This window comes from uncultured Imperialibacter sp., assembly GCF_963974565.1.
Lineage (GTDB): Bacteria > Bacteroidota > Bacteroidia > Cytophagales > Cyclobacteriaceae > Imperialibacter > Imperialibacter roseus.
In genome coordinates this window covers 566,145-579,645 of the sequence record NZ_CAXBCJ010000001.1, presented here as the reverse complement: position 1 = coordinate 579,645, position 13,501 = coordinate 566,145, and the positions used below count along the sequence as shown (strand labels likewise).

Annotated in this window: 11 protein-coding genes; 1 reads left to right on the top strand and 10 read right to left on the bottom strand. The window is 49.5% G+C overall.

The genetic code is table 11. From position 1 onward, the window contains the following. Nucleotides 1-100: 100 nt before the first annotated feature. From ablB to AAC052_RS02520, 8 genes are all read right to left on the bottom strand, one after another. The gene (gene ablB / locus AAC052_RS02555; RefSeq protein ID WP_339810702.1) at nucleotides 101-934 is read right to left on the bottom strand and encodes a putative beta-lysine N-acetyltransferase; all 834 of its coding nucleotides are present in this window, start codon (nucleotides 932-934) and stop codon (nucleotides 101-103) included. 4 nt (nucleotides 935-938) lie between these two features. Further along, nucleotides 939-2,213, bottom strand: coding sequence for a peptidase (locus tag AAC052_RS02550; RefSeq protein ID WP_339810700.1), 1,275 nt, complete (start codon nucleotides 2,211-2,213; stop codon nucleotides 939-941). Further along, nucleotides 2,206-2,856 carry a 3-oxoacid CoA-transferase subunit B gene (locus AAC052_RS02545; RefSeq protein ID WP_317490099.1) on the bottom strand — a complete coding sequence of 217 codons (651 nt, stop codon included), beginning with the start codon at nucleotides 2,854-2,856 and terminating at the stop codon, nucleotides 2,206-2,208. Before AAC052_RS02545 ends, AAC052_RS02550 begins: the two co-directional genes overlap by 8 nt. Next, nucleotides 2,835-3,533 (bottom strand): CoA transferase subunit A, encoded by a 699-nt coding sequence (locus AAC052_RS02540; RefSeq protein WP_339810697.1) that lies wholly within the window; start codon nucleotides 3,531-3,533, stop codon nucleotides 2,835-2,837. Before AAC052_RS02540 ends, AAC052_RS02545 begins: the two co-directional genes overlap by 22 nt. A 3-nt stretch (nucleotides 3,534-3,536) precedes the next feature. After that, on the bottom strand, nucleotides 3,537-4,799 hold the full coding sequence (locus AAC052_RS02535; RefSeq protein ID WP_339810695.1) for an aspartate aminotransferase family protein: 1,263 nt from the start codon (nucleotides 4,797-4,799) through the stop codon (nucleotides 3,537-3,539). A gap of 133 nt (nucleotides 4,800-4,932) precedes the next feature. Further along, nucleotides 4,933-7,440: a CehA/McbA family metallohydrolase gene (locus AAC052_RS02530; protein WP_339810694.1), complete on the bottom strand. Its 2,508-nt coding sequence runs from the start codon at nucleotides 7,438-7,440 to the stop codon at nucleotides 4,933-4,935. A 163-nt stretch (nucleotides 7,441-7,603) separates the two neighbouring features. Beyond that, entirely contained in the window at nucleotides 7,604-9,358 is a 1,755-nt protein-coding gene (locus tag AAC052_RS02525; protein WP_339810692.1) for a hypothetical protein, read from the bottom strand. Between the two features lie 184 nt (nucleotides 9,359-9,542). Beyond that, on the bottom strand, nucleotides 9,543-10,094 hold the full coding sequence (locus AAC052_RS02520) for a DUF3124 domain-containing protein (RefSeq protein WP_339810691.1): 552 nt from the start codon (nucleotides 10,092-10,094) through the stop codon (nucleotides 9,543-9,545). Nucleotides 10,095-10,265: 171 nt separating this feature from the next. On the opposite strand from AAC052_RS02520, the gene AAC052_RS02515 reads away from it, so the two are divergent. After that, nucleotides 10,266-11,312, top strand: a complete 1,047-nt coding sequence (locus tag AAC052_RS02515) for a potassium channel protein (RefSeq protein ID WP_317490105.1) — start codon at nucleotides 10,266-10,268, stop codon at nucleotides 11,310-11,312. A gap of 8 nt (nucleotides 11,313-11,320) precedes the next feature. On the opposite strand, the gene AAC052_RS02510 is transcribed toward AAC052_RS02515, so the two are convergent. Then, a complete protein-coding gene (locus AAC052_RS02510) occupies nucleotides 11,321-11,791 on the bottom strand; it encodes a DUF6265 family protein (RefSeq protein WP_339810689.1) in 471 nt (156 codons plus the stop codon). A 74-nt stretch (nucleotides 11,792-11,865) separates the two neighbouring features. Further along, nucleotides 11,866-13,389, bottom strand: coding sequence for a sulfatase (locus AAC052_RS02505; protein WP_339810688.1), 1,524 nt, complete (start codon nucleotides 13,387-13,389; stop codon nucleotides 11,866-11,868). Nucleotides 13,390-13,501: the final 112 nt, after the last annotated feature.

Below are 13,501 nucleotides of genomic sequence, written 5' to 3'. Positions count from 1 at the left end.
GCTATAATGTGATTTACACAATCAACACTTTTAAGGCTATCACAATTCCTTTCGGTCAAACAGCAAGTGCGATGTCGAAGGGGTAGCGGGTGCCAAAACCTCACACTTTTGGTTTTGTCCCGCCTTTATACCACACATTCATATCTTCCAAACCAGAGTAGATAAAGCAATTGTTGATCAGCATGCCTCCGTAGCTATATCCTAATTGATAAAAGACCTTGTTCATGCCGTAGGATTCTGCACGGGCGATGGTATAGAGGCAATGGATATTGTCTGCAATCAAAATCTCCTCGAGTTTTGAAAGCAGCTTTTTTATATGACCTTTTCCCCGGGCTTCAGGAAGCGTGGCGCAGTCGGTGAGTTCGGCATTGGCATATTGCCGGTTGATTTCAGCTGAGGCGGCGCTAACAATTCTGTTTTGCTCTCGGATGAGCACATACTTCGTGCCTTCCTCCATCGTTTTTCTCACATAAGCTGGGTCGTTGAGAGGCGTCGGGTACACCTGAAAGACTTTAGCATAAAGCTCAGCCAGCTCTTTTGCGTCAGCCTCTTTTGCCAGGGCAACTGTACTTGCGTCGACTTCTGTTACGCTGTATTTCTGGTCAAGGATGCTCGTGACAACTTTTCTTTCATCCATCAACTTAGCACTATTGCCTCGTTGAGTTAGGGGATACTTCACCAGAAAAAACATATCACTCCCATTGAAATACTTTTTAATTTCAGCCTCTCTGATAAAACCACCGGATAGAAAAACTGTAGCATGCTGGTTCCGGGATTTGACAATAATTTTCTCAGCCCATGCTGGTGTCGACTCAGTTATCAGGGCCAATACTCCATGCGTATCGCCGGAATAGTCGTCGATCCTGATTCTTTTATTGAAAGCATCAGAGTAAGCGCTGATGGCGGCTATGTCATTCTTTATTTCCGTGATCACTTTTTTAGTCAGTTGATGCCACCCCGCACCACGAAGTAAGCGTCAGTGCAAAAAGCTTGGCAGCCTTTATCATTTCTGTTAGGTCAATGAACTCATTAGGAAAATGGGCTACTTTCGTTTCTCCCGGCCCGATGACGAGGGCTGGGATATTGCCCACATTCCCCAGTAGTCCGGCATCGGTTCCCCAGGGAGATGCCTGTATGGTAAGCGCCCGGCCATAGATAGTCTCAAAGTTTTTCTTCATCAATTCAGCAAAGGGATGGTCGGTGGCCACTGCATTGGGAACCCACTGGGCACCGAAAAATTCAACCTTGGCCGGGTGGTCTTTCAACCAATCGTCGGCCTGGCATAAGCTGGCCACGTGCTCTACCAGCTCTTGCTTCACTGCGTCGATTGTTTCGTGCGGCCCTACGCCCATTCGTCCCTCAATCGTAACAAGGTCTGGTACCGATGAGGGCCAGGAGCCCCCTTTGATGGTGCCAATATTGATGGGGATTGGAATGGGAATATGGCTGTAAAGTGGATCGTCCACCCTGTCATTGCGGATTTTTTCCAGCGCCAGTATGCCGTTGTGAATTTTGATGGCTTGCTCAATGGCAGAAACGCCTTCATAGCGAGTGCCGGCGTGTGCCGATAAGCCTTCGACAGTCACCCTGAACCACATCGAGCCTTGCTGCTTGATGAACAGTTTCATGTTGGTGGGCTCGGGGATAATGGCCGCATCGGCAGTATAGCCCCGCAGCAACGTAGCCAATGTGCCCACGCCACCCGATTCTTCTTCTATGACAGAATGGAAAATAATGTCTCCCTTTAGTTTGATGCCACTTTTGATCACAGCCTCAATGGCCAATAGCAGCGCCACGTTTCCGCCCTTCATGTCGGTGGTGCCACGGCCGTACATTTTGCCGTTTTCAATCTTTCCTGAAAATGGATCATCGATCCATTTGCTTCGGTCGCCTTCCGGCACCACGTCAATGTGGCCATTGTAAATGATCGACTTTCCGCCGCCCTGACCTTTGAGCACGCCCACCACATTGGGGCTGCCCACATAAGTATCACGGGAAGCCACGAAGTAGGGGCTTTTAGCAAGCTCCTCATAAACAGGATCCCAAACGTCTACTTCAAGGCCTAGCCTGTTCAATTTTTCGATCACTATTTCCTGTACGCCCCGCTCGTTGGTTTGCACGCTGGGCTGCTGAATTAATTGCTGTAGGTAGGCGATAGCGTCATCGGCGTGTTCATCGATGTAGGCTTCCAACGTCTTTTGAAGGTCAGTCATGGGCTTTGAAGTTGGTGGAGAAGGAAAAGTCAGCTTCGGTATTGTTTTTCACGTCCGCTAGAGTGTAGCCTGGCATCAGTTCATCGAGATACAACTTCTGATCGATGATGGAAAACACAGCCATTTCAGTGATGATTTTCTTTACGCAATGATAGGTCGTAACAGGAAGGGAGCACTCAGTCACAATCTTTGGCTGTCCGTCTTTGTCGCAGTGGTTCATCACGGCAATGAGGTTTTTGGCACCATAGGCCAATTCCATGGCACCGCCAACACCAGGCACCCTTTTGCCAGGCACTATCCAGTTGGCCAGGTCTCCACGGGTGTTCACCTGCAGCGCTCCAAGGATAGACAGGTCAATGCAGCCTCTGCGGATCATACCAAAGGCAATGGCACTGTCGAAGTAGCTGGCACCGGGTAGGATAGTCACCGGCAGCCCGGCGGCATTGCTCAGGTTGCCATCAGCATTTTCTTTGGGGGTTGGCCCCATGCCCAAGATGCCGTTTTCCGCCTGAAAAAAGACCCTCATGTCTTCGCCAAGAAAGTTGGGCACCATAGAAGGAATACCAATACCAAGGTTCACGATCATGCCATCCTTTACTTCCAGTGCCGCTCGTTTGGCTATTATTTGTCTTGCGTCTCCCATACCCATTTCCAGTTATAGCCTTTCGATTGCACGATGTATTTCACATAGATGCCCGGCACCACAATTTCCTCCGGATCAAGCGCTCCCATGGGCACAATTTCGTCTGCTTCCACAATGGTCACCTTGCTGGCCATGGCCACATAAGGGTTTGTGTTTCGGGCTGTTTTGTCAAAGATCAAATTGCCAAAGGTGTCAGCTTTCTTGGCGTAAACAATTGCCACATCTCCTGTTAGCGGCGCTTCGTAGAGGTATTCCTTGCCCTCAATCGTAATCCTGGGCTTGTCGTATTCAAGTTGCGTTCCTTTACTCAGTTCTGTTAAAAAGCCGTTTAGTCCCACACCGCCTGATCGTATCCGCTCTACCAAAATGCCCTGTGGCGAAAACTCTACCTGTAGCTTGCCCTGGTTCATCAAGTCGCCCGCTGTGGGGTTGGAGCCAATGTGCGAAGCGGTCAGGTGAGTGGCTCGCTCCAGGCACACGAACTTACCGATACCGATCCAGGGGAAGCCCGCATCGTTGCCGATCAGCTTTACGTCTTTCACGCCCGAGTCGATGAGGCAGTCGATCAGGCCGGGCGGCGTGCCTACACCACCAAATCCACCAAAAAGCAGGGTCATCCCATCAAAAAAAGCTGATTGGGCGGTGGCATAGTCGGTAACTTTATCGAATAGGTGCATAGGTTAGCTGCATTCTTTTAGTGATTGCTCCAGCTTGCCGAGGAGTTCATCGGTTTCGCTTTTGTTGATGGTAAATGGTGGGGAAATCAACACGCCGTTTTCATCCGTTCCTTCTTTTCCTCCCACAGCCGGGTAAATCAGCAGGCCGTTTTGGTAGCAATGCTCAATGAGTTTTGCTTGCATTCCTTTGATGGCAGGATCCAATTCGAAACCCATCATCAGCCCCTTGCCCCGCACTATTTGCATGACAGGGTATTTCTTTTGGAGGTCATAAAGGGCGGATTTGATGTAAGCACCTTTCTTGTTTACGTTGTCCAGCAAGTCGTCTTCTTCTACGATATCCAGCACTTTGAGAGCAGTGGCGCAGGAGAGTGGATGCCCGCTGTAGGTGTGGCCACTCATGATGAGCCCGCTTCCTTTTTTTATCGGCGCAAGAACCTTGTCGGTCATCAAAGTGGCAGCTATGGGCGCATAGCCGGCTCCCAGGCTTTTTCCAACGGCAACGATGTCGGCCTGAGTGCCCCAGTGCTCCATGCCAAACCATGTTCCGGTTCTTCCCAGGCCTGTCATTACCTCATCGGCGATGAACAAAATCTCATGTTTGTCGCAGACTGCTTTGAAGCAGGCATAGTATTCGTTTACCGGTGCCAGGGCAGTGCCGGCTGCTCCCACTATAGGCTCGGCGACAAAAGCAGCAATCTTTGAAGGGCCGATGGTGTCGATTGCTTTTTCAAATTCGGCTACCTGATCCTCCAGTGAGTCGTTTTCCAGGTCAGCCGACAAAGCAGGGTATTTCTCCAGCATGGCTTCAAACCGCTGCCTTCTCAGGGCATGGCCCGATAAGGAAAGTGCCCCCATGGTGATGCCGTGGTAGCTTTTCTTCCGGGTGATGAAATGTGTCTTTTCAGGCTTGCCGTTTTCCTGCCAGTACTGAATGGCGATTTTCATAGCCGTTTCAATTGCTTCGGTGCCACTGTTGACGAAGAAGCTGTGCGTCAGTGACTTGTCAGGCGATAGTTCGTACAACTTAGTGGCCAGCTGCTCGGCTTCCTCTGAGGCGAACTGCGACCGGTACACAAACTGGAGCTTGTCTAGATGTTTTTTGATAAAGGGCAGGAGCTTTTCGTGGGAATGGCCCAGCGAGCAAGTCACCGCTCCGGAAGACCCATCGAGGTAGGCCTTGCCGTTTTCATCGTAAATGTAGACGCCTTTGGCACTCGCTGCCTTGAGGTACGTCTTGTTCAGGTTGGGTTGTATGTTGTGCACTTTGCTGCAATTAATTCTGTAGAAAGTTGACGTCGTGGCTGGTTTTAAGAATCGTCATCTAAAATTAGCTTAAAAATCTTCCGATTCCCTTTAGGGTCAGGGTAGTGAGGAAGATTTTTAAGCTTTCCTTATGTCACTTACGCTCTTCAAATATCTTTCTAGCCTCTTTGATATCCTTCAGTACCCTGGTTTTTTCAGCTTCCGTATTCCACGTAGTAACAGCCGCAGCTGCTTCTTCAATCCGATCAATCCAGGTGAGAAAGTAATCAGCGTCTTCAGCCGAATGTATGGGTTGCCCACCTACGTTTACAAACACCGCATTGGTAGTGGCATAAGGATAGATATCGAGGACTTCAGGATTGGGTGCACTGTAAGCCCTGAGAAGCACCCAGGAACTGTTGGAAATATTCAAGGTTCCTGTGAAATCAGCAGTGGTACGGTCGCCGGTTAACGCAATGGTTTTCACCACCTTCCCATTTTGAATAATTTCCAGCTTGTCGATAGGCACAGAGGAGCGAACAAAGCCTTTGTAGCTGAGCTTCCCTTTTTTCGCAAGCGTTATGTCTCCGCCAGGGCCCTGGTTATCAAGACTAAACCCAAGGAGGGGCCCATTGCTGGCGAAAGTCTTCCCTTTCCTGATGCCATCAATGAATTTCTCATGGAGTAGCCGTTCATCGCCTTTCTCCATTTTCACAAACGCTCGTGTCAGACCAACAGGCCCCCGTAACGAGGCGTAATTGGCCATGGCGTCGGTGCCGCCAACAGGAGCCAGCCGAAAGCCACAGTTCATCAGCTTGTACCATACCCCGGCGGAAATATGATGATCGCTATACCCTACTGTCTCATAGTAGTCCACTTTGCCCAGTGCTACATCTACAGGCAAGGAAAAGCTCGTGGGCTTGCTGAGGTCAGGTTCGGTTTCAAAAGGATGCACGTAGCCCACAATACCGTTTTGGTCATGTGCGATGTCGGCCACCACAGTGTTGGAGGGGTAAGGGCTTTCGGTGCCTGTATGGGTATAGCCGACGTACCCTGGAAGAAGATAATTGGACGACATGCCCAGCAGACCAGTATGCCCCCAAAAGCTGGTGTGGTACTCTTGACCATGCATAATCAGGGTCTCTTCGTCTGAAGCATTGTCAGGATCCACAGAAAAATATTCAATATCCGGAATGCGCTGTTCTTTGTTCACCACAAGGTTGTATACGATGTCCAGGTCTTCTGCTTTAGCCTGCATGGCCAGGTGTGCTGGCGTATTGCGGTAGTGCCCGCCGTAGTTCATATGCACATGCACATCGGCTGACTTCCAGGTGCCGTGGTACGACGGAATGGTGGAGGGAGCCCATGAAAAAGTAATCTCTTTTTCCTCACCTGCTTTCACTGCGATGGTAGCATCATTTGCCTTTCGGAAGCCTTTCCAGGCGGTAATTTTTACCTCACCGACAGGCACCGTCACTTTCACTTCTCCTGGAGAATGGAAATAGTAGGTTTCAAATTTTTGTTTGCTTCGGTCAAAGGTCTCGTTGCCATGCATCCATGCATCATCAGGTGCGAAGCTTTTGTCACCCACCATCACAGTCAGTCGGGCCGGAGTCGGTTGCTTGCTATCATTATAGGTTTTTATAATAATAGTTGCCGTTGGGTGGATGTACTTCTTTTCATTGATCAGCAATGACCACTTTTTACTGGTAAGCCAATCCATCAGGTAGAGTTCCGTGTTTCCTTGTTCATTGGTTATGTAGGCGATCTTGCTTCCGTCGGGTGACCATCGGGCATGAGTGGCGTCGAAATCGCCGTATCCCATGGCAATGGGGTAGCCTTTTTCATCGGCCGGAGTCATCCAGAGCTGGTGCCACTGCTGGCCGAGGTAAGACGAGTAAATAATGCGCTTGCCATCGGGCGACCAGTCGGGGCTGGCACGCCAGTTCGTTTCTTCCTCCCTTAGCAAAACGGGGTTGTAGTTATCCACCTGGGTGCGGTAAATATTGCCAGAGCCATGCAGCACATCGGGGTTGGTGACGAACACCAGCGATTTGCCATCGGGCGACCAGGATGGACTCAGCTGATGATCGGGCTGGCCGTAATAGTAGCGGGGAATGGCGGTGGTGCGTTCCGGCGAAAGAGGTTTCGCTGCAAGTGTATTGTTGTTCAAGCTCCCTATCCAAATGCGGAAGTTGCCAGTTTCCTTTGTGGAAACAAAAGCAATGCTGGTGCCGTCGGGTGAAAAGCGAGGGTCGATATTGACTGCGCCGCCCTCCGTCAGTTGGGTGGTTTTGCCGGTTGACAAATCCAGCAGTTGGAGCTCCATGGCATCGTTATCGTACCGCACAAACACGACGCTGTTTCCATCGGGCGACCAGTCGGGCTGGTAATCGTAGCCAGGCCCGTCTGTGATTTGTGTGGCAGTGGTTTCAGCAATTTTTTGCTGCCACAAGCTGCCAGCCATGGAGTAGATCAGGCTGGTGCCATCGGGCGACCAGGTGGCAGAAGAGGGGCCTGTGGTGAGCTGCGGCACATACATTTCCCGGTAATAATAGGGGTGGGGGATGTCAATTTGGCTCAACACCCATGGCCTTTGCCCCAATAGAGGAGAGAATGAAAGCAGGCCAAAAAGCAAAAGGAGGTACAGGCGTTTTTCCATCCTCACTAGTTCGGAAAAAAGGCTGTGGTTTCAAAGATGTTTGATCGGAGAGGCTGCTTTGGCTATCAAATCTGACCACCAACAGTTGCATTTTGCACGGTTGTTAGAAGCGACTTCGTCCTAAATGGAACTCCGATAATGCCAGGCTTCCCAGGGCTTTGATTTAGCCCCAGGTATAGCTGTCGAGTTTCTCCAGTAGTTTGGTCAAAAATTGCGACATCTCATCGTCAGTGCCGTCCAACCTGCGACGCAGCCAAAAGCCGATGGCTATCTCCTCTGTGAAGTAATAGTAGTCATTGTCGTTCGTGGAAAATTCCTCATAATACTTAGAAAAAACACTATTTTTCAAGTCCTGAGTGGTGTAGCGGTCGTAGAGGTAGCCAGGACCGTAGAAGCCCTCGGATTGCATGGCGTTTTTGTAAGCCAAGGCCTCGCTCTCCCATTTATTGCCATCGGACAGATACTCGTAGCTGGTAGCCAGCATCCAAACCATTCGCCTGAAGGATACCCTGTATATTTTTCCAGCCTCTTCTCCAAAAAACTGTTGGTTTGGTTCTGGGACGAGGTTGTTGCCCATCCAGCTTACGAAGTTAGGATTAAGTCTGCTGAAGGGCAGGTCGTTCAAGTCTCCAGTCGTCTGGTAAAGGTTGAACCCCGATGCTTCGGACACCGCCCTTTGCAGCGAGTAGGAATCAGCATTGGCATCTTCCGCTTTGAGGTATTGGCGAGCGCCATCGGGAAGGCTTGAGCGAAAAAGCGTAGCGAAATGAGCGTAAACGCCCATAGTGGTTCCGTTGATGGTTAGTTCTTCTGGTGAGGTGTTAAAATAAAAAGACTCTTCGCCAGGCAAAATAACGGCAACAAACCAGTCGAGCATCGACGTCAGGAACCTAGTCCGGTGTGCTTCATCAAGTGTAATTGGCCCGGTCTCTTCGTAAAACTCCATCGCAGGAGCCTCCGCCATATCGTCGCCGTCGTAGTACTCTTCCTCATAATATTCGTCTTCATAAACCTGGTTATCACCTGCATATAGCTGAGGAACCGGGTCGCTGTTTCTCAAAACGAACCTTTCTGTATTTCTATCATTGTCAAAAAAAGGCACTTTGCGGATAAGGTAAAGCTCGTAGGCATTGACGGCTACCTCATCCTGAACGAAGATCATTTTTTTTGCCCAAACAGGAGGAAAGGAGGCGTACAGATACCCGTCCCTGTTTACCAGCGTAACCGTGTCGGATCGAAAGCAATCGCCTATACCCACTGCTTCATACTTGTCAGCAAAATAGGCAACCACCTTTCCGGGACTGTTACCCTCTGTGGAAAGTCGGAATCCATCGAATTCGGTCAGTGCATTTAGGTGGACAATCGTGTATCCATCTATTGGGCCAGCGGCACTATTAGCGGAGTCGATGTACAATTCTCGGGTGACTGCATTGTTGGCATAGATGTAGCCAGCGGAAACAAAGATGGCCAGCCCAACAAATAGGCCGACCAATACGCCATCGAACTTCGGCTTTGGAGTAGTATCTATGTCATTTGCCCAGGCCTTCACCGACTTGAAAAGCATGGTTGAGAAGATGAGTAGTGCATAGACGAAGAAGAGCAGTGCGTAGGCGAACATAATCAGAAACCCGTCCTTTCCAATATCATTGAGAACAGCCAGCCCCTGGTACAAAATAGAAGCCGAATAAAGCAAGCCGACGGTGGCTGTAAGGTGAAGCATGGTGTATGACTTTGTTGAACCGGTCATCCACATAAGGCTGGAAATCAAAAACCAAACGCATGTGAAGCAGCTGGCCAATGCCCACCAGAAAGTGGCGAAGCCTGGCTGGAGGAAGACCAAAACTGATTGCAAAGCCAACCCGAAAAAAATCAGCAGGTTAAGAACCGCATAGATCCTGAAAACTATGGGAAACTTCATAAATGAAAAAGTTAGGTTTGATGAATGTAATTTAGATGATTACAGCATCACTTGTATCTGGCGGGAGGGCCAGGAGCAAAGTTTTTTTTCGCCAAATGACTGACAAGTAGGTGTTTGTAGGTAGATGTCTGGTAAAAGTTTTCGGAAGATGTTGGCAAACACCGTTAGATTGCCTTTGCTGTGGTTACTCAATGCTTACACCCTGCGTAGTAAAAGAAATGCCTTGCTGGCCAGAAGTTGATATCATCACCGCTTCAAACAGTGGCTTGTGAGTTTCATCTCTTACTGCCCACTCGAAGATGAAGTTGGCCCCAGTGCCTCCTTCATTGTCTACTTCATCAATCACTATTTCTATCGTTTCCATTGGGCTGATGAATATCGGATTCTTAAAGTATGTTCTGAGCAGCTCGCCATGTGTGTTGTAATAGTCAGCTTTCAGCATGTAGATAGAATCGGTAAGGCTGGTATTCCGCATACTGATGGTGGACGTCAGATCATGCGTTCGGCTTTCCGACCGGCTGTAAATTTGTGAGTAAACCGACAGGTAGGTTGATCCGGTAACCAGGGAGTCGGACTCATTCAGTTCTATGAACCTTTCTTTCCAGTTTACAGGTTTCACCGAACTTGTTGGCTCAGGTTCCTTGCAGGCGAAAAGTGCAACACTTAAAGTCGCTGCCAGCAGCAGGTGGCGTGCAAATGTCTTTATTAGTGATGTTGCCCGATTTGAAAAGCCCATGAATTGACTGGTTTCGTTTGAGAGTCAATTTACAGAACAATTGACTAAAGCCATGCTCCCCGGTCAATATTGATTGGCTAACAAAAAGTATTCTCTGCCAAAATCTCGTCCGCTTTATTCCTTCCACAAATTTCTCTAATTTCCGAGAACTATTTGGAGGCTCAATCACAGATGTCAGAACTGAAGACCATCAATCATGTAAACAAGCAGCTTAGGAATCTCATCATTTCGTTCTTCCTTTTCCTTTTCAGTTTGGGTGTGGGTTTAGTCGGTTTCACGGTGATCGAGGAACTGGATTTTGTGAATGCTCTCTACATGACCATCATCACTGTGGGCACCGTTGGCTTCACGGAGGTAAAGGAGTTGAGTGCTGCAGGCAGGGTGTTCACCTCCATCTATATTTTAATGAATCTGGGTATTTTCGCCTATGTGGTGTCAGTGATATCCAGCTACATATTTGAAGGAAAACTAAAATCAATTGTTAAAAGCTATCGCTCGGGTATGGAAATAAGTAAGCTGAAGAACCATGTGATTGTGTGTGGCTATGGAAGGAATGGCGCCCGCTCTAGTGAAGAGTTGAAAAAGAGCAAAGAGCAGTTTGTCATCATCGAGAAAGACCCCAATATGGTGAATGTCATTCCAGATGAGATGAAATTGTTCATCGGGGATGCCACGGAAGATGAGAACCTGCGGACGGTGGGGATTGAACGAGCCAGGGCCATTATTATTACCACACCCAACGATGCTTCCAACGTTTTCATCACGCTGACGGCCAGAGCACTTAACGAAAAAATCAGGATCATTGCGAGGGCTTCTAACATTGAAACGGAAAATAAGCTGTATCGGGCCGGTGCCAACAATGTCATTCTTCCCGACTTGCTCGGAGGCATGTTCATGGCCCAGCTCGTCACCAAGCCGATTGTTATCGAATTCCTAAACTTGCTCAATGGTGTGTCAGGGATGAGCTACCATTTGGAGGAAGTGGGCTACGAGCATCTGAAGTCGGAGTATAGGGACAAGACCCTGAGACAGCTGGATATTTCGGCCACGACTGGCGTGATTGTGGTGGGAGTGAAGGACAACGTGAAGGGGCTTATCCCCGGACCATCCGCCGATACCTTTATCGGCGAAAATGACTACCTGATTGTGCTGGGTTCCAATGTCATTCTCAAAAAATTCTTCGATGTCTACACTACTCTCAACTACGACAAAATGTAGCCCGAAGATTATTCACTTTTTTTCATCTGAAAGACTTCTGTTTCCACACTGTCCCCTCTTTTTAACCGAAGCTTGATGTCCATCTGGTTGTCGGATTTCCTTTCGAACACCAGGCCCTTCAGCTCGATTTTGTCTTTGGAAAATGTTATCATTTCAAAAGTGACATAGTTTTCTTTTGTTTCCCAACCGACCAACTCAGGCGTAAAGTGCTTGAGGCGGAGCCCCGTTTTGTCCAGCACCATAAACTCGTAGAAGTTGAGGCTGCCATCGGCATTGTGGTGCCGGTACACGCCCATCATGGTGCCGTCAGCCGAAGGGGGCGACCATATTTCTTCGGACGTCCCTCCAAAGCCGTCACCTGTCCAGCGGCCGGAAAGCCAGGCGTAGTCGTTGATGTTGAAAGGTGTCGGCTCGTTGCCTGCGGAAACGTAAGGCGTGAGAAAGAAAAGGCAGATGATCGTTGTGATAGTTGTTTTCATACATTGTTCCTTTAGAGGTTCTAGGGTATAGACAGACTCAAGTGCTGACAATGGACAATTATCTCATTTTTTCTCTACTCCAGACAGGGAATCTCCTCTTTAGTAAACGGACGAGCGATGGCATAACCTTCGATGCCTTCAGCCAGGTCAAAATCATGGAACTGGTAATTGGGAGTGTAAAGAACGGTGTCCCAATAGATCGTCAATGGGTCTGTTGCCCGCAGGTCGCCGGTTGATTCCATCCATTGCTGAAGGTCAGCCTGCAGGCTGCTCATGGTCGATCGGTACTCCGGGTCAAGTGCCAGGTTGTGCAGTTGGAAGGGATCTTTTTTGATATCGTAAAGCTCTTCTGGTTGGCGCTTCGCAAAGGTCAGGTTGAAATAGTCCGGTGTGGTTTCTGCAGTTTTGCCTTCTATGGCCATTATCAGGTATTTGGTGATGGAGTTGTCCACGTCGCCATACTGCCCTACCGACTGATGGGTAGTCGGATTACCCGCAGGCCATCTGTCGGGCATGAAGTTTTTGATGTAAAGGTATTGCTCCGTTCTCACGCTGCGGCTGGGGTAGCTGAGGTCGCCAGCCCGCACGTTGGCATGGCGCTCTCTTTCCGAAAAACCCCGACTTCTGTCCTTGCTTTCAGTACCCGCCAAAAGTGGCCACAAGCTACTCCCTGCTGTGAACATGCTGGCGTCCAATCCAGCAGCTTCCACGAAGGTGGGTGCAAAATCCACAGCGTTCGTGAACTCCGTTATCACCGTTCCCTCAGCTATTTTGGAGGGAAAGCGCATGGCCAACGGCATGTGAGCACCATATTCATACAAGTTTGCTTTGGCTCGGGGAAAAGGCATGCCGTTGTCACTCGTCATCACCACAATGGTATTGTCCAACTCACCCGCTTCCTCCAGCATTTTCAGGATGCGGCCACTTTCCCTGTCGAACCGCTCCACCTCGAAGTAGTAATCGAGGATATCGTTTCTCACGCAGGGCAGGTCGGGCAGAAAAGCTGGCACAATGACGTCGTCCAGCGACATGCCTGTTTGTATGCCAGTATTAGGCACGTAGTCTCTGTGTGGGTCGGTGCTGCCAAACCAAAAGGAGAACGGGGTTCCAGCAGGCTTCTGCGCAAAGAATGCCTCAAAGGAGGCAAAATCTTTTCCGGCCGGGTTGTCGGTATAGCCGCCTGCTTTGAAATCACCGGGCCCCCAGCCTTTCCTGGTTTTGCCGGTGAAGTAGCCATTCTCGCCCAGGATGGTGACCCAGTTGGCAAACTTTTTCGGAAACACCGACCACAGGTTGCCAGCTGACTCCAGCTGGTGCGGAAAGCGACCAGTTAATATGGCCGCTCTGGATGGCGAGCAGCTGGGCGCTGCGGTGTAAGCATTTTGAAACAAGGCACCTTCCCTGGCGATGCGGTCGAAAGTAGGGGTGCGCACCACAGGGTCGCCGTAAATACCGGCGTGGGGGTACGACCAGTCGTCGGCAATCAGAAACAGGACGTTGGGTTGCTTAACGGCAGGCACCTCTTTGGCAGGCTGCGATTCAGGTGTGCAGCTAATGGCGAGGAGGATTGAAAGGATAATCAGGAAAGAGTTTTTCACGCAGGTAAGTAGGTTAGGGGTTCAACCAGAAGGATTAAGTTACAAAAATCCCTCTACTTGCTGTACTGCCGCACCCTGCTTCTGTAGCAAAAACAGTCAAAAGTTCTATCAT